The sequence below is a fragment of the Sphaerochaeta pleomorpha str. Grapes genome (assembly GCF_000236685.1).
Taxonomy (GTDB): domain Bacteria; phylum Spirochaetota; class Spirochaetia; order Sphaerochaetales; family Sphaerochaetaceae; genus Sphaerochaeta; species Sphaerochaeta pleomorpha.
The window spans coordinates 1326535-1350241 of record NC_016633.1 but is presented as its reverse complement, the minus strand read 5'-3'; the positions used below and the strand labels follow the sequence as shown (position 1 = coordinate 1350241).

The window sequence follows — 23707 nt, the reverse complement described above, 5'->3', positions numbered from 1 at the left end:
TTTAGTATGAAAAAGAAAGATTCCATACCCTATAGCAGCGAAGCCGAAGTCGAAAGTATCGGTACTGCAGTGATGGAGGCAAGTGAGCCTGCGACACAGGCAAAAGAATTGCCCCATGTAAGTGGTGTCTATCTCATGCGTGATAAAGATGATGCGATTATTTATGTTGGTAAGGCCAAGGACTTGCGCAAACGCGTTACCAGTTACTTTTTGGCCAATCGAAATGCCAAGACCGCTGCATTGGTCAAGAAGATCGTACGCATAGAACATATAATAACGGGAAACGAATACGAAGCCCTTATTCTCGAGAATAACCTTATAAAGAAATATTCTCCGCACTACAATATCTCTCTCAAAGACGGGAAAAGCTACCCAATGATCCGCATAACCGCTGAACCCTTTCCAAAGGTATTCAAAACAAGGCGGATTATCAATGACGGTTCCTCCTACTACGGGCCGTTTCCCGATGCAGGGAAGCTGGAGATGTGTCTGGATCTGATCAAGAAGCTCTTTCCGCTCAGAAGATGTAGCATTCCTTTGAAAAAAAGGGAAAAACCCTGTCTTTATTATCATATTGGACTGTGTTCCGGGCCTTGTGCCTCAATGGTGAGCGAAGAGGAATATCGTAAATCCATTACGGCTGTAAAAAACATGCTTGAGGGGCACAACGAGCAATTGGTAAAGGATTTGACCAAGGATATGCAAGAGGCGAGCAAAGCCCTGCGATTCGAGGATGCAGCAACCAAACGGGACCTGCTCAATGCAATAAAAGTAATTTCCACTGAACAGCAGGTTGAGGATTTTGTCCAGGAAAGTCGCGATTACGCAGCCATCGAGATGCGTGGGCCTCTCTGTACCATTTCTCTCATGCAGATGCGCGACGGCCGCTTGATCGGAAGGGCGCTTTACCGGGCGGAGACGCTTGGCGACGAAACCGAGACCCTGCTCAATTTCCTTGTGCAGTATTATGCCGATGGCCTGAAACTTCCCCAGTTTCTCTATGTCTCGCATGAAATTGATGTCGAATTGATCAGGAGATATTTCGTTGAACAGTTGAAGGGGAGGCTTGAGGTCTCGGTTCCCCTCGAAGGGAAACACTTCAGGATTTTGCGAATGGCCAGTGAGAATGCATCCCGCGATGTGGAGAAGCGTTTGAAAAGCCGGGACAATACCCCGGCCTTGGAACTGCTTGCCAAATTCCTCGATCTCGAAAGTCCTCCCTCGTTGATAGAAGGGTTCGATATTGCCCAGTTATCGGGCAAATATACCGTTGCGTCCTTGATATCCTTCCGTGATGGCAACCCTGATAAGCCAAACTACCGCAGGTATAACATGCGTACCCTTGGGGGCAAGATTGACGACTATGAAGCGATGAGGGAGGCTGTTGCCCGTCGTTATACGAAGATTCTCAACGAGAACCTTGAACGTCCCGACCTTTTGGTTATCGATGGGGGCAAAGGGCAGGTAAATGCCGTACGTGAGGTGCTTGATGATCTTTCCCTGTTCGATATTCCTGTTGTCGGATTGGCCAAGGATGTGGAGGAAATCGTATTTGATGACGGAAGGGAATCGCTTCTTCTCCCTGAACATAGCGAAGCCTTGAGGCTTCTCATTGCCGTGCGTGACGAATGCCATCGATTCGCAACCAGTGCAAACCAGGCAATGCGTAGCCATGAGGCATCCTTCAAACTTCTGGAATCTGTGGAGGGCATAGGGAAAACGCGAAGCCAGGCACTGATGAAAACGTTTGGGAGTATGGAAGAAATGCTCAAGAAAACCGATAAGGAGCTGGCACAGGAAGCTCATATACCACTGGTGGTTGCCCAGAGAATATTAAAGACCCTTACGCTGTAAAAACGAAGCAAAGGGTATTCCCTGGGTTTTTTTACCTTTCTTTATGATGATTTGGTAGAGCATCTGCTCCAGTACCAATTCAACCAGATCATTTCCTGCTTCCTTGCTCGAAATATCCGCATCAGATAAAACAGTGATAATGTCTCTGCATTGTTCCAGGCTATAGGTTGCTAGTGCCGTATGGTAGGTCGATTTGTCCTTGGGATTTCGCAACGAAGATGCTTTTCCCAGTACACTTGCACTGCTGAAAGCCTCGTATTCGCTTTTCCCGGAAGCAATTGACTCTTGAATGGAAAGCAGACGCCTGAATTGCCAGAGAAGGCCGGAAACCAAAAGGATTGGGGCCCCGCTGTCCCCGCTGCCAAGAATGCTATGCAAGGTATCAATGCTTTGTTTGAAAGAACCGGCAGCTATTTCAGGGAAAAGGGTGAAGGCATCTTCCTGCCTGCTATGGTGGATGTAGGCTTCAACATCATCCTCTCCGATGGCAACCTTTTTCTCCCCGGTCTGCCAGAACATGGCAAGCTGTGTACAAACGGTTCTCAATTCCTGTGTGTTGTTTTCTATCAGGTCCAATAATAAGTCGATAGCATCAGAGGTGATGGTAAGGCCGAACCGACGGAAAAAATTCCGCACCCAGTCTGTTTTCTGGTTGTCGAACAACTCGTAGAATACTTTGGTATTTTCCTTTGGCACTGCTTTCATGATTTTTGCAGAGACCGAAGTATCACTCGATAGTATCACCAGGGTTGCCGAGGTACTCGGATGGGCCAGATACTGGGCAATGGAGGTTGTCAGGGAGGCACTCATAGACTCTGCCTGGCTGAGCAAGACAAGCCGGTACTCCGCGAACAGCGAGTTGTTATCCAACGCTGCAAAGATTTCCCCGTTTTCCGTCTCGAACGGATAGAAACGATGCAATTCAGGATCTGAGCCGATCTGTTTTCTCAGTTCGTTGCGAATTTCCTTGAGCCGTTGTTCCTTCTCACCTGTTTCTGGCCCTAGCAGGAGGTATGATGGTCCGATCATGCGTAATTTCTTATCAAAAGCGAGAGTTTGCCAAAGACACGACAAGAGCGGGTAATGATGGAACCCATCGACGAATTGGCCGGTCTGAGTTCGATATTCCCATTGGAGGGGTAGTAACCCTTGAGTGTAATACCTTGTTCGTCCTCGCCTACCGAGGCAGCTACAATATCACCGCTGTTTGCTGTCTCACATTTTTTCAGAATGGCGATGTCCCCATCGAAAATTCCGATTTCAATCATGCTTTCCCCCCTGACCTTCAAGGCAAAATAGGTGGAATGGGTGTTTGGGAGCATGCTGATGGGTAAATTGAGCAAATATTCGGTATTTTGTTCGCTCATCAAGGGAAGCCCTGCGGCTATCGTACCGATTACCGGGATATCGATCATCTCTGCCCGCGGTGAATAGTCTTCCCCAATGATTTCGATTGACCGCGATATGCCATCGGTAGTCTTGATTACGTTTTTTGCCTCAAGGGCTTTGAGATGGTCATGGGCGGCTTTTACGGAAAAATTGAAGTGTTCTGCAATATCCCTTACCGAAGGTGCATAATTCTTTTTTTGGATGAATTTACTGATAAAGGAGGCTACTTCTTTCTGGCGTTCCGTAAGTTCTCTCATGTCTTACTCCTCGAACCTGTTCTTAAAAAGATTCTGGATAGCGTCGGCCATTTCCTGTTCGTCGGGGCCTTCGCAGATCATATTGATTTTACTCTGGTAGGTAGCCCCGAGGGTGATGATACCCATGATGGATTTGCCGTTGATTTTCATAGTTTCTTTCTCTAGGAATAATTCGCTTTTGAATTTATTTGCCAATTTCACAATATTTGCTGCCGGCCTGGCATGGATGCCGGCCCTGTTGCAGACGGTAAGTTCTCTATTAACCATCAAAGTGTCTCCTCGTTGATGTAGTACATTTTTCTTGCAGACTCACTTTCCAGCCATTTGAGTACACTTTGGTCAAATTCCTTGGCAGAGTAGTAGCCTAATTTTTTCAGCCTTTCATTACGGGCTGCGGTTTCGATAATGACAGGGATGTTTCTTCCCGGCTTTACCGGGATGACCACCATGGGGATGGAAATTCCAAGGTACGTATCATTCAAGCTGCTTTCACCGACCCGGTCATAGTTCTTGTCAGCTTCCCATTCCTCGAGGTGTACGGACAGTTGTACCTGTTTCCGATCCCGGATTGCACCTACCCCGAAAAGGTTGGCGAGGTTGATAATCCCCAGTCCCCTGATTTCCATGTGGTGGGCAAGCAACGGGTTTTCACCCATGCCGATAAGATAGTTGTCGCTGATATTTCTCAATCGTACGGTATCGTCACTGATCAGCCGGTGTCCGCGTTCAATCAATTCCAGGGCTGTCTCACTTTTCCCGACTCCGCTTTCCCCGGTGATGAGTACCCCGATTCCATAGACTTCGACCAAAACGCCATGGATTGTCTGCGTCGGCGCAAAAACCTCATCGAGGGTCTGGTAGAGCCTCCTTGAGAAATCGGAAGAAATCAAAGGTGTTGATAAAACCGCAGTCCCTGATTGTTCGGCAAGGGCAAGCAGGCTGTCACTGGGGGTTCCGTCATCACAGAATACGCAGCAGGGAATGTCATAGCTGAAGAGTTTCTCCAGACTTGAAAGGTTTTTCTCGCGTTCCAGTTTGGATATATATACCTGTTCTCCACGGCCGAACACCTGGATGCTATTATTACTGAATTCATCAAAGAACCCGCTGAGAGGTAATCCGGGACGGCTTATTTTACTGGTCGTAATCTTTCTGGAAAGTCCGGCCCTGCCCCCGATACAGCTCAGGCTGAGGTGGTTGTGTTCCTTTAGGTCCAAGTCTAAAAGGTCAAGGACGGTAAAATCTGACATCACTGGCTCCTCTTCAAAAAGTATACCGAATCTTACGATTTACTATACAATTGTTACTGTCGTTCGGCAACCCTCTTTCGAAATGCAAATGGCCATTGACGTATCCTGTTTCACGCCTTATCTTTTATATATGACCATAGTCAAAGGAGGGCTTATGAATTTGACAGTCAGAGGCATCCGTTACAACCCTAGTGACGAGACCCGTGCATTTTTAGACAAGAAATTGGAAAAACTGCATTTCGCGGAGGATTATCTGCATGATTTGGATATTGTAATCACCAGGGAACCTTTGGGCCAAGGGTATCATTTGGATGCGAAGCTCCATTTTTCATGGGGGACAATCAAGATGGTCAGCTACGATTGCTATGAATTGTTTGAAGGAATCGAGTTGATCGCGGATAAGATCGAAGCCACTGCCCGAAAGGAGAAAGGGAAGATTAAAGAACATTGATTTGTATTTGTAATATGAGAACGGGGGTGCGAAAGCACCCCTTCTTCATTAATAGTGAATAGTGTGTAGTCAGCTCAAAGACCCATCAAAAACGTTCATTGCCAGTAGTTCTTTCTAGTTTGTCCCCCGGATAAACGAAGGGTCGATGTTCAACTCATTCCGGTATTTGGCAACGGTTCGCCTTGCAACTGATATTCCCCGTTCCTTGAGCAGGTCAGAGATTTTCTGGTCTGAAAGGGCCTTCGTGCCCTGGTGCTCCTGGATAATCTGCCTGATAGTTTCCTTTGCGGCATTTTTGGAAATCTCTTCACCCTCATCGCCTACTGCATTGCTGAATAGCTTTTTCACGGCGATGATACCCCAGTCGGTATCGATATATTTTGCCGTGGATATCCGGCTGATGGTAGTCTCGTGGACTCCCAGGATGTCAGCAACTGTTTTCTGGGTCAAAGGCCTCAGATATTGCGGTCCATTGTAAAAGAATTCCCGTTGGTAATCCATCAGGATTTCCCCGACCCTGTAGAGCGTCTGGTTTCTGATACGGACTTGGAAAATCAAATCGTTGGCACTTTTGATATGGTGTTGGATATACGATTGGGTTTCCTTGGCTTCCCTGCTGTTTCCAAGATCTTGGGCCAATGATTCGAATTCGGCATTGATGGTAAGGTCTGGAAGGGATGAGTTATTCATTTTCATCACCAGATTCCCTTCAACCTGATGAATGGAGAGGTCCGGAATGACAAAAGCCTCGGGTCCGTTGGCGAAGGACTGCCCCGGGTAGGGCGTCAACGTCTTGAGAAACGAATAGATGCTCTCCAGTTCCTCTAGCTCAATCCCCAGTTGTTTGGCAACCAATTGTTGTTTGTTTGCCCTCATCAGTTCCAATTTGTCGTTGACCAGGCTGGTTAGGATTGCAAGGTCGTTTCCAGTGATTTTCTTTGCTTTTGCCTGAAGGATCAACGATTCCCTCCAGTTTCTGGCCCCGACCCCTAAAGGCTCGAAGCGCTGGATTACATCCAAGACTTTTTCACTATAGGGCAATTGTTCGGTTTTCAGTAGGGATTGTGGATCCTGTGTGAAAAAACCGTTGGCATCGAAATTGGTAATGAAGACAAGCCCTACCTCATATTCCTGGTCAGTCAACTGTTCACATCCGAGTTGGCTCAAAAGATGTTCTTGTAGTGTTTCTTCTGTACTGAGAGCATTTTCCATGAATTTCTGTTGCCTATCCGAAGCTTCAAAATCATAACTTCCCCCCTCATCGCTTCCATAACTGGAGGAATCGGAATAGGTATCGTCCTGGCCTTTTTGCTCGCGTACCCTTGCATTCTCTGCATAGTTCTCATAGGAAATTTCACCCATGCCAGGAAGCTCAAGGGCTGGGTTTGCCTCAATCTCCGCCTTAATCCGTGCTTGGAGTTCGGCCAAGGGAAGGGCCATCAACTCAAAGGATTGTAAAAGCTGGGGACTGAGTTTCAGCTGTTGTTTCTGGGCAAGGGATAGGGAGTTGGATATATTCATCAGAAATCATCTCCAAAATCTTCACCAAAATATATATCCCTGGCTATCTTGTTTGCAAGGAGCTCCTGCCTTCCCCCGGAAACGAGGATGGCACCGTCATTGATAATATGTGCACAGGAGGTAATGGAAAGGGTGTCACGTACATTATGGTCGGTGAGGAGGATTCCGATGCCCTTGTCAGCCAGAGCTTTGATCAACAGCTTTATTTCATAGACAGCTTTCGGGTCAATCCCGGCAAACGGTTCGTCCAGAAGCAGGAAGCGGGGGTTGCAGCCCAAGGCTCTGGCAATCTCTGTTCTCCGTCTTTCCCCGCCGCTGAGCGTATAGCCTTTCTGTTTTCTCAGACCTTCGATTCCAAACTCATCAAGCAGCTGTTCAATGCGTAGATCCTGTTCGGCTTTGGTAAGGTCCTTACGGGTTTCCACGACAAGGCGGATGTTTTCCTCTACCGAGAGCTTTCTGAAGATGGAAGGTTCCTGGGGGAGATAGGAAAGCCCCTTTTGTGAACGGAGGAACATAGGCAGGTCGGTTACATCCTCTCCGTTAAGGAGAATCTTACCCCTCTTGGATTTCAAAAACCCGACGATCATAAAGAACGTTGTTGTTTTTCCCGCCCCGTTGGGTCCGAGCAGACCGATGATCTGTCCAGCCTCCATGGAGAAGGAAATATCTTTGACAACCTCTTTTTTCCCATAGGATTTTGCAAGGTGCTGAATTTCAAGGATGCTTTTATACGTATCAGCCATGGACCGTTCCCCTGATGGAACCATCCATCTTGATTTCTTTGGTTTCCAAGTCAACGCTGATTACCTGGGCCTGGTAGGTATCTTCTTTCCATTCGATGGTTGCATCGCCTAAAAGCCTCAGAGTCTGTCCGGACCTGTCGAACTCTACGGTTTCTGCCTTACAGACCATAGGGCCATCATCGGTATTGTTGAAAAGCCTGACATGGATCTGCATGCGTATCGTTCCGTTTTCCATGTCGAATTCAAGCCATGCCCCGGAGGCCGAAACTTCGTTGGTGGTATCTTGCAGTTCGACCCAGCTGTTCACAATGATTAATTTTTTTGTGCGGTCGTAGTAGAGGTTCTTGGAAACAAGGGAAAACCCCCGTTCTGGGTCCTCTACGGAAACAGAGCCCGTACAATTGACGTACTTGAAATTGTCACCTGAAAGCTCTATGGAGTCGGCTTTGAGGGTGAGGGAACCTACGGTAACCAAAGCCTTGTTACCCAGGGTTATAACCTCTTTTCCCTCTTGCATGTTCATACGGGTATACCCGCCGGAAAATGAGATATCCTCGCAGAAAAGCGGGAGGGCAGAGAGAACTAACATCGTCAGCAGGAAGGTGAATTTTTTCATTGCCTGAGAACTCCTTCTTCTATGGAGGAGAACTCGTAGGTCCCTTCCTTGAGGTTTCCTGTAAAACCGTTACCTGAGAGGGAATTCCCTTTGTCGAAGGAAATAAAAACAGCAGAATCTATGTCGCTTTTAAGAATCTGGCTTTCATTTTCCCATACCAGGTTCTCTGCCTCGATGGAAAAATCTTCCCCGACTTTACTGATCTTGATATCTCCCTGGAGCTGGGCATCATAGGTTTTAGTATTCACAGTTGCCCGTTGGGCCGAACCGGTCAAGTCCACCGACCCCTGGCTGTCTTTTTGCTCGAAGGTGATACCCTCAAGCAAGGCCTGGTCCGTTTTCAGGTAAATCGAAATGGAGGCCGCCTGTATGGTAATGGGGGACTCTTTAGCCCTTCCCAGGATGTATGTTGCATTGGAGAGCTGGATATCCGCTTTTGCATCAATTTGCCCGTACGCTGTAGTTCCTTGCTCGGCTGAGCAGGAAACTAGAAAAAGGAGCGCAAGAACCATGCCAAGAATGCTTCGGTTAACCATAGATTTGAGTATACCACTTCATTTCACTATTGGGCAATCATACATTTGTCCTGGTAAAAAGGCTTATTGTTCTCCGTCTTCCTCTACGATATGGTCGACTTGGGGGAGGTACTGGTGTCTTTTTGCCCTGAAGTATGCCCAGGCAGCGAGAAAACCGATTCCTATCCCGGCCAATCCTGAAAACATTCCCACTATTTCTGAGTTGCTCAATGCCGAAGCGATATAATAGCCGATGGGGAACAACATCAGGGGGAATATCAGGGTAATCAGGGTTCCCGCGATAGTTCTGGAAGGTTTGAGGAACAGTTCAACCTGCATTCCCGGTTCCAGGGCTAAGGCTTTTCTGTTGTTAGCCTCAAAATCCTTTCCTTTCTTGTTGCAGAAGGTCTCTCCCTTGCAACCATTGCAGGCGCTGCTTGCACAAGCAACCTGAATGGTTTCTTTATTGATGACTTTGGTAACGGTTACCGTTTCATACATGTTCGTTTTCCTCTTGTTGTGCCGGTGATTCCACCTGAACCCTGACTGTTTCGATGGCTGTGGCCTTTCCATCGTTCTCGACGTCAACGAGAACCCCTACAAGTTCCAAATCATCCCAGCATTCGTTTGAACGGACAGGGATCTGGGTGATGAACTTGTTAATCTCCGTGCTGCTGGAAAATCCCCCGACACTCGTCTGGCTGCCACACCGGCCGTTATCGGTAATAAAGGCCGTATGGTGTTTGAGTATCCTGGCATCCCCGCTCAAAATCTTCGTATGGGTACCGATGACCGCTGAGGCTTTGCCGTCGAGCATATAGCCCATGGTGCTTTTTTCTGCTGTAGTGGAGGCATGGTATTGAATCAGGACAATCTGGTTGTCTTCCCTTGCCTTGTCCACCAGCATCTGGGCCAGGGCGAAGGAGTTGCCGAGATGGGTTCTCGGAAAGTCTGCGTTCCCCAAAAGATTGATGACACAGACTTTCTGTTCATTCACCGTGAGGTATTTTACGCCCCGTCCCGGATTTTGCTGGGGGTAGTTGGCTGGCCTCAGTATATTGGGATTCTTGGCAATGAATTCCACCATGTCTTTTTTATAATAGATCTTTTCCCCGCCGGTAAGGATGTCAATGCCCAGCTTGAAAAGCTGCATGGAATGGGCGCGCCCGAGGCCAAAACCTCCGGTGGCTCCTTCGCCATTTGCAATGACCAGGTCAATCTTTTTGTCTTCGCGCAATTTTCTCAGCGCACTTTTAACGGTTGCGATGCCAGGTTTCCCGACAATTTCACCAAGGAAAAGAACTCGTATGCTCATAGTACTAGAGTAACGATTTTTTCCATGGAGAGGCAAGTGTTCCCGTGATATAATATAAAGACAATCCTGAAGGAGCCTGGCATGCATTGGTTTGACAGAATTTTACAGAAACTGGTTCAGAAAAAGATGATTGCCATGCTTTCTCCCCGGGATATCCCTACCGATACAGAACCTATGTCCCTTGTATTGAAACCTGGACCTTCTGTACCGTTGCCCCAGAGAATCCTTGCAGAAATGACTGAGGATGAAAAACTGAACCTGATAAGCGGCGTTGATGAGTTCTGTATCCGTGGAATTCCGCGGCTTGGGGTGAAACCTGTCTGGACAAGCGATGCAACCATGGCCCTGAGAGGGTGGAAAACGAACGTGACAGATTTTCCTGCGACCATTGCAATGGCTGCCTCTTTTGATAGGGCTTTGCTGAGAGAAGTTGGAAAAGTACTTGCCCAAGAGTGCAAATCTTTGGGAATAGGGGTCCTCCTGGGTCCTGGTGTAAATATCGCGCGATTACCTACCTGCGGGAGAAATTTTGAATATTGCGGGGAAGACCCCTACCTTACAGGTGAGGTTGCCTCCAGCTATATCCAAGGTGTCCAGTCCCAGGGGGTCATTGCAACCGTAAAGCATTTTGCCTGCAACAACAGCGAATATGACAGGCATAAATGCAATTCAGTCGTAGATGAAAGGACGCTCAGGGAAATCTATCTTCCCCCTTTCAAGAAAGCCGTTGAAGCAGGTGTCTTGGGTTTGATGACCAGTTATAACCCTGTGAACGGAACCTATTGCAGTGAGCATCCCTACCTCCTTGGGGAAATCCTTCGCCATGAATGGGGCTATGACGGAATGGTAATCTCTGACTGGAATTCCCTGTATTCGACAGTCGGGGCTGCCTGCAACGGTGTCGATCTGGAAATGCCAGGCCCGAAATGGTTCGACCCAAAAAAACTGAAAAAGGAAATTGCTGCAGGTAAGGTCTCAATGGCCGATATCGATGCAAAACTGCTCCATATTTTTACCTCCTATGAAAAAGCTGGGCTTTTCAATCGACAGCCGGTAGTCCCTGGGGATAATGTGGGGACAGCAGAGCATTTTGCCCTGGCAAAGCATCTTGCAAGTGAATCGGTTGTCCTGCTTAAAAATACAGGATCTTTGCTTCCCTTGCAGAAAAAAAAGGGCCTTGTTGTCTGCGTCGGAGGTCGCAATGCCTTTCAAATCCCTGCAGGAGGAGGATCCTCCATGGTTCAGCTGCAACAGCAACCTGATAATCTTGCCGATCAAATGCTCAAAGAGGGCGTGGAGGTTGTCCTGTTGCCTGCACGATGGTGGAGGAAGAAAGCGTACCGGGAAAAGGTGAAAAACTGCGACGCAATCATATTCTCCACTGGATTCGACCACTTCTATGAAAGCGAATCCTATGACAGGCGGTGGCAACTCCCCTCGGGTGAAGCGGATGAGATGCATCGTATCGCTTCCGTGAATGCTAACCTTATCGTCATCCTCCATGGCGGTGGTGATCTGGAGACTACTTCGTGGATTACCTGTGCAAAATCGGTTTTGTATGCCTTTTATCTTGGTTCCAGTACTGCACCGGCCCTTGCTGATATCCTGTTTGGGCGCTGCAATCCCTGTGGCAAGCTTCCCTTTAGCATGGCAAAGGATTTTTCAAATTACCGTTCGGTTTCCAATTATCCGCATGATTTTGATTCGGTTCGTATCAGAAGGATCCAGGGAGGGCAGGGAAATCCAAACAAGCGCTTTGTTTGGGATATGGAGTATCGTGAAAACCTCATGGTTGGGTATCGGTTGTTCGATACCGAAGGAATCGAAGTGGCTTTTCCGTTCGGTCATGGATTGTCCTACAGTACATTCTCCTATGCTAATCTACAGCTGGAGAAACACCAGGACGGTTCTGTTTCCCTTTCGTTTACTATTACAAATACGGGTAAGGTGGATGGAAAGGAAACCGTACAGGTCTATATCCATGAGGAGCTTCCTGCTGTGTTTCGACCCCGGCAGGAACTGAAGCAGTTCGAAAAGGTATTCCTTGGTGCAGGAGCTTCTGCTGAGGTGAAGCTTTTCCTCCCTGCAGATGCTTTCTGTCACTATGATAGCAACGCGTGGAAATTCGTCAGGGGGAACGGGAGTTTTTCCTTGCGCATTGGTTCGAGTAGCCGCGATATTCGCTTGCAAGCCATTGTATGAGCAAAAAAAAAGCAAGGAACCTGTCAAAGGATTCCTTGCTTGGTTGAGCCCGGTGCGATTCGAACGCGCGGCCTTCTCCTCCGGAGGGAGACGCTCTATCCAGCTGAGCTACGGGCCCAAAATCGCTTAATGGTACGGCTAAGCGATAGCTCGTGTCAAGTGAAAAAGAATGCGCTTCCTATGTCATCTGATAAAAATGGGTTAATTCTTTTTATATAATAATTTGAAATAGCTTTAGGTGTTTTGTGTTATAAGGATAGTAATATAAAGAAGAAACTCTTGACACTTGTTTTCCCGATTATTACACTCTGGGTGTATGCTATAAGCTCTGCATCCATAGGAGAAATACATGAGAGTTCAGAGAAAAATGGTTTTAACCCTCATTATACTATATCTATCGTTTTCTGTACTGGGAGCCCGTACGCTTACGGTTACAGACATCAATGTGCAGGGAGTGGTCCCCGTCTCGGAGAGTTTTACCGTAGTCCAGAATCCTGATGCCCTGAATTTCAACCTTGCAGAGAGCCGGAATACCCAGTTGGTCGTCGGGACCTACACCCTTCTGTCGAACAATAACATGGCTTTATTCCACATGTATATAAAACCGGGAGAAGACGGGATGGGTGATCGGTTTGCTTTTTTTCTGGACAATGCAAGGGGTTTCAACGGTGGCAAAAAAACTGTCCTTCCTTTTTTGGTAAGGGTCACCTCCAGTGTAAGTGGTGCAGTGAGTATCGCTGGCGATACCTCGATGGATAAGGAAATCGGTGTCAGGGGAATCTATGCCGCCAATGATGAGATAACCTATGAAACCGGGGAAATCATTGCAGACATTCCCAATTTTTCCCTGGATGATTATGCCAACGGGTGGTACTCAGCTTCCATTCAGCTAAGTATAGAGGCCCATTAATGCAGCATCTCTTCCAAGAAAAAGTCCTCATCGGTCTCATCTTCTTCAAATTGTTTGTTGATTAGATCTTTGAGCCACTGGTTGTTATCGCATTCTTGCCCTTGCACACTCTCTGTTTCGTTGCAGGGCTGTGCCAGCCATTCGCTCAATGCTTCCAGGCTTTCCCTGTCCTTGAAACAATGGGCAGTTTTATTTCCTTGTACATGGTTTTCTTGCAAGCAGAAATACGGACAGAGTTCGCATGTTTGTGAAAGAAGGCAGAATTCCTTTATTTTTGAATACCATTCCAGATTGTTCACCGTAGTCTCCTCCCGCCTATAATAGCCTAACACAGGTAATTATTCCATGTATTTTCTTATCTGTCAGCCGATGATGCTATTTGACTTCCCCTATACGGCCGTTGTAGACTTACCTGTCTGTAAAAAAGGCAAGGGGGAACGAGTTATATGAAACCTACATTGGTAGTTTTGGCAGCTGGGATGGGTAGTCGTTATGGCGGGGTCAAACAAATCGACTCTGTCGGAGTCCATGGGGAAACCCTTCTTGACTTTGGAGTCTATGATGCAATGAAAAGCGGTTTTGGAAAGGTTGTTTTCATTATCCGTAAAGATATCGAAAAAGATTTCCGCGAACGATTGTTTGATCGTATTGCACGAAACATGGATGCCGACTATGTATTCCAGGGCATGGATACCCTTTTGACCGAAGAACAGAAAAGACTATCTGCAAACCGCAAGAAACCGTGGGGGACCATCCATGCGGTTCTCTGTGCGAAAGATAGGGTAAAGGAGCCTTTTGCTGTAATCAATGCAGACGATTATTATGGCAGGGAAGCGTTTGCAATCCTTTCAAAGCACCTTGGTTCCCTGGAAGAGGGAAGTAGGGAGCATGCAATGGTAGGCTATGTACTCGACCATACGATGAGCTTGAGCGGTTCTGTCTCCCGGGCAATCTGTACGGTTGAGGATGGCTATCTCAAGAGCATGCGCGAAAATACCAAGATTGAGTTTGTAGGAAAGAAGGTAATAAGCCATATTGATGACCAAGATGTCGAACTTACCGGAAAAGAATGGGTTTCCATGAATTTCTTTGGGTTTTCCCCCACTGCCTTTGACAGCTTCTCCTCCTACTGGGAAGAGTTCATCAAGGATAACATCACGACAGAGAAGACCGAATGTTTCCTTCCCAACGGTGCAAGCCGCATCGTAACGAACAACGAAGGCAAGATCAAATTCTATACCACCCAGGAAAAGTGGTTTGGCATGACGTATAGCGAAGACCGACAGTTGGTCCGCTCCGAACTTTCCAAGAAAACCGAAGCAGGATACTATCCTGAAAAACTCTGGACGAAGTAATTATTTCTTTTTCTTGTCTTGCTGTTGCGTAACATCCGAAAGGCCAGCCCAGGCAGCCTCCTCGATGGGTGAGAACCCTTCACCGAGGACCTGATAGGCCTCTTGGATGACCATAAAGGCCCTGCTATCGGCTTGGTGCACGATGTTGGTAAGCTGGCCTAGTTTATGGTTGGACACCACCGTCATGATTACCGGCCGGTCGCAGCCGGTAAACATCCCGCTTCCTGAAAGAATTGTTCCTCCATGGCCAAGTTGCTCCAAAATAGCTTTCTGTATGATTTCTCGTTTTTCGCTGATTATGAAAACGGTTTTGGAAGACCTGGTTCCAAAGGAAAGCACTACATTATCGATAACCGCTCCGGTAATGTAGAGGTTGATAGTGGCATAGAGTGCGCTTTCAAGACCGAATACAAATCCGCTTGCAGCAATGATTACTGTGTCAACCAAGAACAGGGAAGAGCCCATCGAAAGCGGGGTGAACCTGGCAAGTATCTGGGCCACTATATCAGTCCCTCCCGTGTTTGCCCCACTTTTGAGGACAAGCCCGCAACCCACGCCAATGACAACTCCCCCGAAAATCGCAGAGAGCAATACCGAAAGGACATTGGAATAGTCCAGAACCCCGCCATAGCCGAAGATACGGTTCAACAATGAGGTGAACAGCGAAAGCAAGAGTGTTCCTGAAAGTGATTTAATCCCAAACTGCTTGCCAAATATGGCGACCCCGATAATAAAGAGGGGTACTGACAGGACAAGGATAGATAAACCGGTATCGAAACCGTTGGTATGGTAGAGTATTGTTGCTATGCCACTTACCCCCCCGCCGGCAATCCTTGCGGGGGTAGAAAAGAGGGCTATTCCTACTGCGGTGAGAAAGGAACCTGTTACGATATAGAACAACTCGTTGAATTGATATTGCCTTTTTGTCATGGGGATAGCATACAACGCAAAGCAATTCTTTGCCACTGGATAGAGGCCTGATTAAGCTCAGGAGAGTTTATCACTGAGCACAGGGGAAAAATCCTGCAGGCGCAGTATCAGTTGTTCAGGTTCGCTTTCGATGATAAGTGCCTTGAGATGGTCTGCATGGATGAATCCCTCGTCGCTGCTCTGGTGAAGGAAGGTGATCAACTGGTCATAGTATCCATTGATATTCAGCAAGGCTACCGGTTTCGTATGGTATCCTAGCTGAAGCCAGGTGAAAATCTCAAAAATCTCTTCTAAGGTGCCTATGCCCCCGGGCAACGCCACGAATGCATCGGAGAGGTTGTACATCATCGCTTTCCTGTCATGCATGGTAGGTACGATATGCACGGTGGTTTCGACTGGCCTTGCACGGACTTTGCTTTTGTTCAGGGCTTCTGGCAACACTCCGGTTACATTTCCCCCTAAATCATGCAGGGTTTCGGCTACCACGCCCATGAGGCCCCTACTGCCGCCACCATAGACCAAGCTGATCTTGTTGGCAAAGAGGCATTCTGCCAATTTCTTAGCCTGTTGTCCGTATGCTGGGTTGTGTCCTAAGCTGCTTCCGCAGAAAACAGCGAGATTTCGTATCGTATTCATGGTCTGAGCATACTGAAAATAGTGCAATGGGGCAAGGATTTTGGCTATAAAGCGGCTGGTTGTTTGTTGTATAGCGATGTTTTGCTTGTTATTATTTCTTGGTAAGTGTATCATTGAACCGACGAATTTTCGTTTCTTGTGGTCCAAGAATTGAATATTAGGAGTTGTTTTATGAACAGAAAACTTATTGCCATGTTGTTAGCAGTGGTATTGATTCCTGCGACATTATTTGCTATGCCTGTTGTAGTTACGTGGGAATGGATGGTCGAAGATCCGATGGTTACCACCTTCCGCTATCAGGTCGATGGTGAAGAAGCTTCCGCCTGGATAGTCGTAGATTCCTCGGTTACAAGCTTTACCCTCAAAGGTGTTGATGGGTCGGTAGCACATACTTTGTATCTTCAGCAGTCATACGATGGAGTGAATTTCAGTGCCAGCTCGATGTCTTCCTCTGAACCAATTTTGGAAGAAGTGCCTGAGACACCTGTTGTTGAGGTTGCAGCTGTCGCTGAGGTCGTCACCCCTGTTGCAGAAGAGGTCCCTGTTATTGAACAAGCACCTGCAGTCGTTGAAGAAATAGCTCCTGTCATTGAGGAACCTGTCTCTGAGGTGCAGGCCGCAGAGGTTCAGCCGGCTGTTGCCGCTACTGCTGTTGTTGCAGAAGCTGCTCCTGTGGAAATGAAAGAGAATAGGTATAGCACTACTATCACGCTCGGGGGAGGTGCCTTGTACTCTCGCGATAGTATCGGTTCTTATGGGCAATATGTACCTGTCATAAGTCTGGGCTTGGATTTCAACAATTTGATAACCTTGAATAAGAGCTTTGGTATTGGGGCTGAGATGGTAGTTTCCTATGACCCGTTCCTTAATGGTAGCTGGTCTACGTTCCTGAAGAATATTTTCAGTGACTTCTCGACAACCTTCAATACGTTGACCCAGGTTGGTTCGATATCGGTTATGCCAAAACTTGACATTGCCCTTGGAAAAGTTGACGTTGCCTTGGGTGGTGGAGGATTCCTCTTCTATTCCTTGTCTGACAATTTGATTTCCCAGAAATATATGTATGGGGCATTTGCAAAGATGTCCCTCAGCTATAAGCTTAACAGCTGGTTCTCCCTTGGCCTCAGCGGAAGTTATTTGTGGGTTCTCAACGATACGACCAATCCACAGATAATCAACGGGGCTTTGTTCATGGGGTTCTCGTTCTAACTTGAAAATGTATTTCGATTTTGGGGGCCCAGGTATAATCTGGGCTCTTTTTCAAAGCTATTGCCTTGACCTGATAAGTTGGGTATGGCTATCATAGGGATATGTACAGGTAACAGCGGAACTTTCTTGTCCGCACCACGGATATGTGTATCCCGAGTCTGTGGTAATTGGGAATCAGCACAAAGCCAATGGCAGTGCAGCATTGAGTATGAGCCCTTGCAAGGCAAAAGGATGGTTAGCTTTTTTATGAAATCAGGCCGAATGCAAGCATGCATCGACTATATCAGGTTCAATCATGAAGCGGAAGGATTCGTTTTCTCTGATATTGATGAAAGTGCAATCACGAGGATTTTGGAAGGGGATCTTACTCCTGATGAATACATTCAGGAATTAATCGATAGCAATGGTCTTAATACCAACTATATCCCTCCTGCCAATGAAGGGGGTTTTTATCCCCATACTTCATGTCTGGTAAATTTCTTTTCAATCAAGGAAAGGACAAAGCTGAGAAAAATCGAAGCCTTGTTTGCCAATGTTCGGAGTGCGGAGATTCTCACTGAGGATCCGAAAAACACATTTGATTTCGAATATTTGAAATCGATCCATGCAAGACTGTTTGGAGACTTGTATCCGTCCAGTGGTCAAATCCGTACGATGACGGCAGCAAAGCGCACTGTTTTCAGCAATCCTGAATTCATTGAATCGGCATCGGAAGATATCTTTTCCCGACTGAGGAAAGACCGGTACCTGAAAGATCTCGAACGGGAAGATTTCATCAATGACCTGGCATTCTATATGGGTGAAGTCGAAGCCCTGCATCCGTTCCGTGATGGAAACGGAAGGGCTGCAAGGCTCTTCTTCTATCAGCTGGTCTTGAATGCGGGGTATGATCTTGATTGGTCTATGGTTGACCCCGATCGTTTGCTCGAAGCAGACATCGCTGCCATCGATGGTGATTATCAGTTGCTGATCGATGTCCTTGAAGAAGTTATACGTTAAAGCATTGGATAGCAGAAACCGGGGATTCCTTCTCCGGTTTCTTAGTCTCTAGCTAGGTTGCTTCCTGTTTTTCTGTGGAATCATGGTGTATCCTATAGGCATATTCTACGATTCGGAAAAAGGAGTGCCAAGTATGCCAAAGATGTATCATGCATTATATTATCCATGTCACCTCCTTGTTGCCTTCTTTCTGATCCTGGTGTTTGCGAGTTCTGCTACCCCAGTGTTTGGAGGAACCCAGCCGCTTGCCTATGCGCAGAGGATCCTTTCCCCTGAAGGCTATGGTGCAAAAGGGGCTCTTATTGATTCCCATATAACGATTGCCGATATGTTGCAGTATGCTATAGAGGATGAATACCTTGCCCAGGCAAAATGTGCCTTCATCATCGAAAAATTCGGTGAACAGAAAATATACTCAGATCTGCTGGCTCTTCAAGGATTTTATATTGAAAAACTCAAGGAATTATATGCCCAGCTTGCACTTACCCCTCCATCTGACAGGGCAATGGAACACTTTGAGAAACCCTCTACACTGAAAGAGGCAGCCGAGCAAGGGGTCAAGGACGAAATGGAAAACATGGCTATGTATGTATATTTCCTAACCTTTCCCCTTCCCGAGCCGATAGAAGATGTTTTTACTCGGCTGAGGGAAGGTTCAGAGGATCAAATGGCCGTATTTGTCGGCCAATCAAAGATTATACACTGATGCTTGGAAAAGGGCAGAAATAGTAAACAGGGAAAACAAAGATGACGAGATTGGCTTTTTTTGATACGAAGAGTTACGACAAATTCTGGTTTGATAGGCTTAAACAGGATTATGACGTTGATATCCATTATTTTGAATCGAAACTCAACGAGAATACGGCTCCCCTTGCAAAAGGCTTCGATGCAGTCTGTGCCTTTGTTAATGATCATCTGGATGAAACAGTTATAAACGCCTTATCAGAGAATGGAGTCCCTCTGATAGCGATGCGCTGTGCAGGCTACAACAATGTAGATTTTAAGGCCGCCTTTGGGAAAGTCCATGTGGTACGGGTCCCTGCCTATTCTCCCTATGCCGTTGCAGAACATGCCATGGCCTTGCTTTTAAGTTCGGTGAGACACACCCATCATTCCTATGTCAGAACCCGTGAGTTCAATTTCAGTCTCAATGGTTTGGTCGGATTCGATTTGTTCAACAAGACAATAGGCATTGTCGGAACCGGGAAGATTGGCAGGGTTTTCAGCGATATTTGCAAAGGTTTCAAGATGAACATACTTGCCTACGACCCGTTTCCGCACCCAGATTTCGATGGGGAGTACTGCTCGTTTGAGGATCTTTGCAAACGTTCCGATATCATCAGTCTCCATTGCCCCCTTACCCCGGAGTCAAACCATCTTATAGACAAGGCTGCCCTTGAAACCATGAAAGACGGGGTAGTCATTATCAATACCTCCCGTGGGGGGCTTGTTGACAGTGAAGCGCTTCTGGAAGGGATCAGGAACAAGAAAGTCGGAGCAGCTGCCTTGGATGTGTATGAGGAAGAAGGGGAGTTGTTCTATGAAGACCGGAGCAACACCATTCTTGAGGATGATACCTTGATGCTGCTCATTTCGATGCCGAATGTCCTGGTTACCAGTCATCAGGCTTTCTTGACCGATGAGGCATTGCATAACATTGCTAATACCACCCTTGAGAATATCAAACAGTTCAGGGAAGGCTTAGTTATGGATAATGAAATCTGTTATCGTTGCGATACCTGTAAACGGGTTTTAGGGCAGCGTTGTTTCTAGGCGTTTGCAATCTTCCCATAGGCCCAGTTTACATCAATGCGGGTGAATACCTGCTCTTCCAGGGAAAAGGACTGGGCTTTTGCATAAAGCTGGCTATAGAGTGCATCCTCGCATTCTATGCTTTCTTGCAGTACCCCTTGCTGGTCAAAGACGGAGAACATCAGCTTTCCCTGCGAGACCTGGTGCTCTGCAAATAGCATATCGACATCCTTGTCCTGCATCTGCATGAGCAAGTAAAGTTTACATAATTCGATTGCCCTGTCATCAAGGCCACTGTCAAACAGCAAGATTTTTTCTTTCAAGGTGTCAAGTGTGGAAACCAGCCGAAGCTGATACCCTGATAATTCACCAAGGGATGCTTCACCTCTGTCCAGCTCGGCTCCCTGGTAATCCGGGGCAAGCAAAAAGGCATAGAAAGCCTCGCCATTGAGTATAAGTGCCTCATGCATTACTTCGAATTGGCCCTGGCAGGATTCACAGGTTGCCGAAAACAGGGAGCCTGTGAGGATTCCCAGTTTCAAGGTTGGTTTTGCAGCCAGATCAATGATAGGGTACAAGTTGGTTTCCTGTTCCTTGTTGCAGAAAGGACACAATATCGTTACTGATTGCTGTTTCATTGTATAGGTTCCCATTTGAGTACTGTACCACACTCTTTACAGCTGGAACAATTGTTTGCAGTGATGATACAGTATCCCCATGAATAAACAATGGAACCCCAATAGCTATCAAGAGCAATGCAGTTTTGTGTACGGGTATGGAAAAGACCTTGTAACTCTTCTTGGCCCGGTACGTGGCAAAAAGATTATCGACATTGGATGTGGGAGTGCCGTCCTTACCGATGCTCTCTCCCTTGCAGGGGCTTTGGTTACCGGAATTGATGGATCGAATGACATGGTAGCGAAGGCGAAGAGCCAGTTTCCCCATTTGGATATCCGCAACCTGGATGCCTTGGAGCTGAATTTCACAGAAGAATTCGATGCAGCCTTTTCCAATGCGGTCTTTCATTGGATTGAGAAAAGCAAACAACCTGTGTTACTGGGAAATATTGCCCGTGCCCTTAAGAAAGGGGGGATCCTGGTTGCAGAGATGGGAGGGCTTGGATGTGCCCAGGCTGTGCATTCTGCATTGGCAAATGCCTTTGCAAAACGTGGCCTTTTATATGTCCATCCCCATTATTTTCCTTCGATTGGGGAGTATTCGGCACTACTTGAACAAGCAGGTCTGCTCGTGACCTATGCCTCTTTATTTGATAGACCTACCAAAATGGAAGGGACAAAAGGGCTGAGAAACTGGATTGACATGTTTGTTACCGCTCCTTTTGCAACGCTTTCAGAGGAAATGCAGGAACAAATACGAGGGGAAGCGGAAGAGGCTTTGAAAGAACAACTGTTCGACGGCCAAGACTGGATAATCGACTATGTGCGGTTGCGGTTCAGAGCAGAAAAGCGATAAAGAAAGCAATAACAGGGGTATAAAAACAGGGAGCGGGGTTTTGCCCTGCTCCCATGTTTTCTGTAATGATTGCTTATTTCTGCTCGCTCTTTTTCAGAACCAACTTCCTTCCTGTCTTTACAGGGGCTTTCTTGGCCATCGACCTGAATTTGATGAGGAAGCAGTAATGGATCTTTTGGTCACGTTCAAAATCCTCACCGATGGTTCTCGGGGTGATATTCTCGATATCATATTCCTCGAGCAAGGACTCATCCAATTTGAATTTCCGATAGTTGCAACTGAAGATCAAAGTGCCTTTCGGGTCAAGGTGCATCATGCAGGCCTTGATAAGCTTCACTTGGTCACGGTCTACATCGAAACTATCCCTTCCCTTGCTGTTTGAGAACGTGGGGGGGTCGCAGAAAATCAAATCGAACCGGTCATAGGTATCGTAGAGGTACTGGATACAGTCACTTTTATAGAAGAAATGGTTCATCTGGGTGTACCCATTGAGTTCCATGTTCTTCACTGCCCAGTCAAGGTAGGTAGCCGAGGCATCTACGCTGACCGTGCTCAATGCATTTCCCTTTGCTGCCTGTACGGTAGCCGAACCAGTATAGCAGAACAGGTTCAAAAACCGCTTGCCTTCTGCCATAGAGGCAATTTCGGCCCTGATAGGTCTGTGATCGAGAAAGAGCCCTGTGTCGAGGTAATCGGTGAAGTTTACCATGTACCGTGACCCGTTCTCGTTCACCAGATAGAACTTGCTTCCCTGTCCGAGTTTCTCGTACTGGTTGTCCCCTCGCTGCTGTGTTCTCTGCTTTACGAAGATCATGTCCCGTTCGATGCCGGTAGCCCGCTCGGTAGCGTCAATGAGTTCGTTGAGCCTTTTTAAGGCATCATCTACATCAATGGTGGAAGGAGCAGCATATTCCTGCAGGCTGATGTACTTGTTCTCGTACAAGTCGATAGCCGCACTGTATTCAGGCATATCGGCATCATAGATACGATAACAAGTAACCCCTTGTTTTTCCATGATGGGGACAATGCGGTCGAGGTTCTTCTTGAGGCGGTTATAGGCCATCTGGGCGCCGTCGCTCAAAGGTTGGGCCAGCCGTTCGGCTTTTTTCTGAATTGCCCTGTCGATCATAGCCTGTCGTTCATCGTCGCTAAATACATAGTAATGAGCGATCTGGCAGGGAATCCCCCCGTTATTTACGGTATTGGTCCGGTCTGGTTTCATATCGACGAAGCTTAGAAGTTCTTGCTGTCCGCACAGAATGGCAATATGCCAGCCTCCAAAGAGGGAATTGAACTGACGACCGATTACCCTGTAGAGCATCTCAAGGGGGCGTTCCTCAGAAGCCATCCGTACTCCATAGGGGGGATCGGTCACGACATAGCCAATACCCTCCGGTACATCTTCTTTTGTAATCTTGGTAAAATCCTTTACCTGGAAATCGATAAACTGGTCAACCTGGGCAGTCTTTGCATTGTCCTTTGCCATCTCGATTGCCCTTGGATCGATATCCCAAGCATGGATCTTTACATTTTTCTGTCGTCCCAATACGCCCTTTGCAAGGGTTTCGTCAACAAGGTCTTCCCAAAGATCGGGATCGTGGATGGGCAGGTCGAAGAAGGCAAACCTGCGGGCTGTGACAAGACCTGGGGCCTGGTCGGTTGCCCACAAGGCAGCTTCGATGGCAAGGGTCCCGGCTCCGCAGAAGGGGTCGAGGAGGACAGGGACCTGTTCTTCCCTTTCCATGGCCTTGCGCCAATCGCTCCTGAAAAGAACCGAGGCAGCAAGGTATTCACTTAGGACGGCATCGGTCTGTTCCAGACGGTAACCCCTCTTGTAGAGACCTTTTCCTGAGAAATCGACATACCAGCTGACATGGTCCCCGTCGACATGCAGATGGAACATTACATCGCAGTTTTCTTTATCTACCTGGGGTCTCTGGTCGTCAAATTTTTCCCGGATCCTGTCAACGATTGCATCTTTAAGCCTGATGGCTCCAAAATGAGAGTTTCTCAGATAGGAGCAGTTCTTGACTGTTTCGGAAACAGCAAAGGTTTGCTCTGGGGTAATCCAGTTTTCCCAGGGGATTAAAACAGAAGCTTCATAGAGCTCATCGGCTGAACGGATATCCTCATCTTCAAATAATCCGAGCAGAAGCCGGGTCGAGGTTCGGGACCAAAGGCAGAAGCGGTAGGCTCCTGCAAGGTCTGTGGCAAATTCTACTCCCCCGGAAACGGTACGGATATCAGTCCCTCCTGCATTGAGGGCTTCTTGCTCGACAATGTCATTCATGTATAGGGCTGATGTTGCAAAAAAAATCATTCTTTCT

General features: G+C 47.2%; 25 protein-coding genes and 1 tRNA gene. 10 read left to right on the top strand and 16 right to left on the bottom strand.

The window, feature by feature from the left end; all coding sequences use genetic code 11:
- Positions 1 to 6: 6 nt before the first annotated feature.
- On the top strand, positions 7 to 1854 hold the full coding sequence (uvrC, locus tag SPIGRAPES_RS06125) for an excinuclease ABC subunit UvrC (RefSeq protein ID WP_014269900.1): 1848 nt from the start codon (positions 7 to 9) through the stop codon (positions 1852 to 1854).
- Here the strand turns inward: uvrC and holA are convergent.
- From holA to hprK, 4 genes are read right to left on the bottom strand one after another with little or no spacing between them, the layout of a single operon-like run.
- Positions 1834 to 2883, bottom strand: coding sequence for a DNA polymerase III subunit delta (holA, locus tag SPIGRAPES_RS06120; protein ID WP_014269899.1), 1050 nt, complete (start codon positions 2881 to 2883; stop codon positions 1834 to 1836). The genes uvrC and holA overlap by 21 nt on opposite strands.
- The gene (lexA, locus tag SPIGRAPES_RS06115; protein ID WP_014269898.1) at positions 2880 to 3500 is read right to left on the bottom strand and encodes a transcriptional repressor LexA; all 621 of its coding nucleotides are present in this window, start codon (positions 3498 to 3500) and stop codon (positions 2880 to 2882) included. Before lexA ends, holA begins: the two co-directional genes overlap by 4 nt.
- A 3-nt stretch (positions 3501 to 3503) precedes the next feature.
- Positions 3504 to 3767: an HPr family phosphocarrier protein gene (locus SPIGRAPES_RS06110; RefSeq protein WP_014269897.1), complete on the bottom strand. Its 264-nt coding sequence runs from the start codon at positions 3765 to 3767 to the stop codon at positions 3504 to 3506.
- Positions 3767 to 4750, bottom strand: coding sequence for an HPr(Ser) kinase/phosphatase (gene hprK, locus SPIGRAPES_RS06105; RefSeq protein ID WP_014269896.1), 984 nt, complete (start codon positions 4748 to 4750; stop codon positions 3767 to 3769). Before hprK ends, SPIGRAPES_RS06110 begins: the two co-directional genes overlap by 1 nt.
- A gap of 130 nt (positions 4751 to 4880) precedes the next feature.
- On the opposite strand from hprK, the gene SPIGRAPES_RS06100 reads away from it, so the two are divergent.
- Positions 4881 to 5201: an HPF/RaiA family ribosome-associated protein gene (locus SPIGRAPES_RS06100; protein ID WP_245535472.1), complete on the top strand. Its 321-nt coding sequence runs from the start codon at positions 4881 to 4883 to the stop codon at positions 5199 to 5201.
- Positions 5202 to 5315: 114 nt separating this feature from the next.
- Here SPIGRAPES_RS06100 and rpoN read toward each other — a convergent pair whose 3' ends face one another.
- The 6 genes from rpoN to SPIGRAPES_RS06070 all read right to left on the bottom strand — a co-directional run bounded on the left by rpoN (position 5316) and on the right by SPIGRAPES_RS06070 (position 9914).
- Positions 5316 to 6722: an RNA polymerase factor sigma-54 gene (gene rpoN / locus SPIGRAPES_RS06095; protein WP_014269894.1), complete on the bottom strand. Its 1407-nt coding sequence runs from the start codon at positions 6720 to 6722 to the stop codon at positions 5316 to 5318.
- Positions 6722 to 7468 (bottom strand): LPS export ABC transporter ATP-binding protein, encoded by a 747-nt coding sequence (gene lptB, locus SPIGRAPES_RS06090; RefSeq protein WP_014269893.1) that lies wholly within the window; start codon positions 7466 to 7468, stop codon positions 6722 to 6724. Before lptB ends, rpoN begins: the two co-directional genes overlap by 1 nt.
- Entirely contained in the window at positions 7461 to 8084 is a 624-nt protein-coding gene (locus SPIGRAPES_RS06085) for an LptA/OstA family protein (protein ID WP_014269892.1), read from the bottom strand. The genes lptB and SPIGRAPES_RS06085 overlap by 8 nt, the downstream gene beginning before the upstream one ends.
- The gene (lptC, locus tag SPIGRAPES_RS06080; protein WP_014269891.1) at positions 8081 to 8620 is read right to left on the bottom strand and encodes an LPS export ABC transporter periplasmic protein LptC; all 540 of its coding nucleotides are present in this window, start codon (positions 8618 to 8620) and stop codon (positions 8081 to 8083) included. The genes SPIGRAPES_RS06085 and lptC overlap by 4 nt, the downstream gene beginning before the upstream one ends.
- A 63-nt stretch (positions 8621 to 8683) precedes the next feature.
- Entirely contained in the window at positions 8684 to 9100 is a 417-nt protein-coding gene (locus SPIGRAPES_RS06075) for a SoxR reducing system RseC family protein (protein ID WP_014269890.1), read from the bottom strand.
- Positions 9093 to 9914, bottom strand: a complete 822-nt coding sequence (locus tag SPIGRAPES_RS06070) for a TIGR00282 family metallophosphoesterase (protein WP_014269889.1) — start codon at positions 9912 to 9914, stop codon at positions 9093 to 9095. Before SPIGRAPES_RS06070 ends, SPIGRAPES_RS06075 begins: the two co-directional genes overlap by 8 nt.
- Before the next feature lie 81 nt (positions 9915 to 9995).
- Here SPIGRAPES_RS06070 and SPIGRAPES_RS06065 point away from each other — a divergent pair, with 81 nt between their 5' ends.
- Positions 9996 to 12116, top strand: coding sequence for a beta-glucosidase (locus SPIGRAPES_RS06065; protein WP_014269888.1), 2121 nt, complete (start codon positions 9996 to 9998; stop codon positions 12114 to 12116).
- Positions 12117 to 12160: 44 nt separating this feature from the next.
- Here the strand turns inward: SPIGRAPES_RS06065 and SPIGRAPES_RS06060 are convergent.
- Positions 12161 to 12234: transfer RNA gene (locus tag SPIGRAPES_RS06060), tRNA-Arg, on the bottom strand.
- Positions 12235 to 12465: 231 nt separating this feature from the next.
- Between SPIGRAPES_RS06060 and SPIGRAPES_RS06055 the strand changes: the two genes are divergently transcribed.
- Complete coding sequence (locus SPIGRAPES_RS06055) at positions 12466 to 13026, top strand: hypothetical protein (RefSeq protein ID WP_014269887.1); 561 nt, start codon at positions 12466 to 12468, stop codon at positions 13024 to 13026.
- Here the strand turns inward: SPIGRAPES_RS06055 and SPIGRAPES_RS06050 are convergent.
- Complete coding sequence (locus SPIGRAPES_RS06050) at positions 13023 to 13325, bottom strand: hypothetical protein (RefSeq protein WP_014269886.1); 303 nt, start codon at positions 13323 to 13325, stop codon at positions 13023 to 13025. The two genes, SPIGRAPES_RS06055 and SPIGRAPES_RS06050, sit on opposite strands and share 4 nt — an antisense overlap.
- 147 nt (positions 13326 to 13472) lie before the next feature.
- On the opposite strand from SPIGRAPES_RS06050, the gene SPIGRAPES_RS06045 reads away from it, so the two are divergent.
- Positions 13473 to 14381 carry a nucleotidyltransferase family protein gene (locus tag SPIGRAPES_RS06045; RefSeq protein WP_014269885.1) on the top strand — a complete coding sequence of 303 codons (909 nt, stop codon included), beginning with the start codon at positions 13473 to 13475 and terminating at the stop codon, positions 14379 to 14381.
- On the opposite strand, the gene SPIGRAPES_RS06040 is transcribed toward SPIGRAPES_RS06045, so the two are convergent.
- Positions 14382 to 15311 (bottom strand): YitT family protein, encoded by a 930-nt coding sequence (locus SPIGRAPES_RS06040; protein WP_041384482.1) that lies wholly within the window; start codon positions 15309 to 15311, stop codon positions 14382 to 14384. It abuts the gene before it with no gap.
- Positions 15312 to 15368: 57 nt separating this feature from the next.
- Positions 15369 to 15947: an LOG family protein gene (locus SPIGRAPES_RS06035; RefSeq protein WP_215904771.1), complete on the bottom strand. Its 579-nt coding sequence runs from the start codon at positions 15945 to 15947 to the stop codon at positions 15369 to 15371.
- A gap of 171 nt (positions 15948 to 16118) precedes the next feature.
- On the opposite strand from SPIGRAPES_RS06035, the gene SPIGRAPES_RS06030 reads away from it, so the two are divergent.
- The 4 genes from SPIGRAPES_RS06030 to SPIGRAPES_RS06015 all read left to right on the top strand — a co-directional run bounded on the left by SPIGRAPES_RS06030 (position 16119) and on the right by SPIGRAPES_RS06015 (position 19928).
- A complete protein-coding gene (locus SPIGRAPES_RS06030; protein ID WP_014269882.1) occupies positions 16119 to 17156 on the top strand; it encodes a hypothetical protein in 1038 nt (345 codons plus the stop codon).
- Between the two features lie 246 nt (positions 17157 to 17402).
- Complete coding sequence (locus SPIGRAPES_RS06025; RefSeq protein WP_245535471.1) at positions 17403 to 18155, top strand: Fic/DOC family protein; 753 nt, start codon at positions 17403 to 17405, stop codon at positions 18153 to 18155.
- A gap of 133 nt (positions 18156 to 18288) precedes the next feature.
- Complete coding sequence (locus SPIGRAPES_RS06020) at positions 18289 to 18861, top strand: ferritin family protein (protein ID WP_014269880.1); 573 nt, start codon at positions 18289 to 18291, stop codon at positions 18859 to 18861.
- Positions 18862 to 18902: 41 nt separating this feature from the next.
- Positions 18903 to 19928, top strand: a complete 1026-nt coding sequence (locus SPIGRAPES_RS06015; RefSeq protein ID WP_014269879.1) for a 2-hydroxyacid dehydrogenase — start codon at positions 18903 to 18905, stop codon at positions 19926 to 19928.
- On the opposite strand, the gene SPIGRAPES_RS06010 is transcribed toward SPIGRAPES_RS06015, so the two are convergent.
- The gene (locus tag SPIGRAPES_RS06010) at positions 19925 to 20545 is read right to left on the bottom strand and encodes a CpXC domain-containing protein (protein WP_014269878.1); all 621 of its coding nucleotides are present in this window, start codon (positions 20543 to 20545) and stop codon (positions 19925 to 19927) included. The genes SPIGRAPES_RS06015 and SPIGRAPES_RS06010 overlap by 4 nt on opposite strands.
- Before the next feature lie 79 nt (positions 20546 to 20624).
- Between SPIGRAPES_RS06010 and SPIGRAPES_RS06005 the strand changes: the two genes are divergently transcribed.
- Positions 20625 to 21380, top strand: a complete 756-nt coding sequence (locus tag SPIGRAPES_RS06005) for a class I SAM-dependent methyltransferase (protein WP_014269877.1) — start codon at positions 20625 to 20627, stop codon at positions 21378 to 21380.
- A gap of 73 nt (positions 21381 to 21453) precedes the next feature.
- On the opposite strand, the gene rlmKL is transcribed toward SPIGRAPES_RS06005, so the two are convergent.
- Positions 21454 to 23700 (bottom strand): bifunctional 23S rRNA (guanine(2069)-N(7))-methyltransferase RlmK/23S rRNA (guanine(2445)-N(2))-methyltransferase RlmL, encoded by a 2247-nt coding sequence (gene rlmKL, locus SPIGRAPES_RS06000; RefSeq protein WP_014269876.1) that lies wholly within the window; start codon positions 23698 to 23700, stop codon positions 21454 to 21456.
- Positions 23701 to 23707 lie beyond the last annotated feature (7 nt).

Bases quoted from the DNA above. Each gene is read 5' to 3' on its own strand.
- SPIGRAPES_RS06045 (WP_014269885.1), top strand. From the start codon at position 13,473: ATGAAACCTACATTGGTAGTTTTGGCAGCTGGGATGGGTAGTCGTTAT.
- SPIGRAPES_RS06055 (WP_014269887.1), top strand. From the start codon at position 12,466: ATGAGAGTTCAGAGAAAAATGGTTTTAACCCTCATTATACTATATCTA.
- SPIGRAPES_RS06070 (WP_014269889.1), bottom strand. From the start codon at position 9,914: ATGAGCATACGAGTTCTTTTCCTTGGTGAAATTGTCGGGAAACCTGGC.
- SPIGRAPES_RS06005 (WP_014269877.1), top strand. From the start codon at position 20,625: ATGAATAAACAATGGAACCCCAATAGCTATCAAGAGCAATGCAGTTTT.
- SPIGRAPES_RS06110 (WP_014269897.1), bottom strand. From the start codon at position 3,767: ATGGTTAATAGAGAACTTACCGTCTGCAACAGGGCCGGCATCCATGCC.
- rpoN (WP_014269894.1), bottom strand. From the start codon at position 6,722: ATGAATATATCCAACTCCCTATCCCTTGCCCAGAAACAACAGCTGAAA.
- SPIGRAPES_RS06100 (WP_245535472.1), top strand. From the start codon at position 4,881: ATGACCATAGTCAAAGGAGGGCTTATGAATTTGACAGTCAGAGGCATC.
- SPIGRAPES_RS06015 (WP_014269879.1), top strand. From the start codon at position 18,903: ATGACGAGATTGGCTTTTTTTGATACGAAGAGTTACGACAAATTCTGG.
- hprK (WP_014269896.1), bottom strand. From the start codon at position 4,750: ATGTCAGATTTTACCGTCCTTGACCTTTTAGACTTGGACCTAAAGGAA.
- rlmKL (WP_014269876.1), bottom strand. From the start codon at position 23,700: ATGATTTTTTTTGCAACATCAGCCCTATACATGAATGACATTGTCGAG.
- SPIGRAPES_RS06065 (WP_014269888.1), top strand. From the start codon at position 9,996: ATGCATTGGTTTGACAGAATTTTACAGAAACTGGTTCAGAAAAAGATG.
- lptC (WP_014269891.1), bottom strand. From the start codon at position 8,620: ATGGTTAACCGAAGCATTCTTGGCATGGTTCTTGCGCTCCTTTTTCTA.
- SPIGRAPES_RS06020 (WP_014269880.1), top strand. From the start codon at position 18,289: ATGCCAAAGATGTATCATGCATTATATTATCCATGTCACCTCCTTGTT.
- lptB (WP_014269893.1), bottom strand. From the start codon at position 7,468: ATGGCTGATACGTATAAAAGCATCCTTGAAATTCAGCACCTTGCAAAA.
- lexA (WP_014269898.1), bottom strand. From the start codon at position 3,500: ATGAGAGAACTTACGGAACGCCAGAAAGAAGTAGCCTCCTTTATCAGT.
- SPIGRAPES_RS06025 (WP_245535471.1), top strand. From the start codon at position 17,403: ATGAAATCAGGCCGAATGCAAGCATGCATCGACTATATCAGGTTCAAT.
- SPIGRAPES_RS06010 (WP_014269878.1), bottom strand. From the start codon at position 20,545: ATGAAACAGCAATCAGTAACGATATTGTGTCCTTTCTGCAACAAGGAA.
- SPIGRAPES_RS06040 (WP_041384482.1), bottom strand. From the start codon at position 15,311: ATGACAAAAAGGCAATATCAATTCAACGAGTTGTTCTATATCGTAACA.
- SPIGRAPES_RS06075 (WP_014269890.1), bottom strand. From the start codon at position 9,100: ATGTATGAAACGGTAACCGTTACCAAAGTCATCAATAAAGAAACCATT.
- SPIGRAPES_RS06085 (WP_014269892.1), bottom strand. From the start codon at position 8,084: ATGAAAAAATTCACCTTCCTGCTGACGATGTTAGTTCTCTCTGCCCTC.
- holA (WP_014269899.1), bottom strand. From the start codon at position 2,883: ATGATCGGACCATCATACCTCCTGCTAGGGCCAGAAACAGGTGAGAAG.
- SPIGRAPES_RS06030 (WP_014269882.1), top strand. From the start codon at position 16,119: ATGAACAGAAAACTTATTGCCATGTTGTTAGCAGTGGTATTGATTCCT.
- SPIGRAPES_RS06035 (WP_215904771.1), bottom strand. From the start codon at position 15,947: ATGAATACGATACGAAATCTCGCTGTTTTCTGCGGAAGCAGCTTAGGA.
- uvrC (WP_014269900.1), top strand. From the start codon at position 7: ATGAAAAAGAAAGATTCCATACCCTATAGCAGCGAAGCCGAAGTCGAA.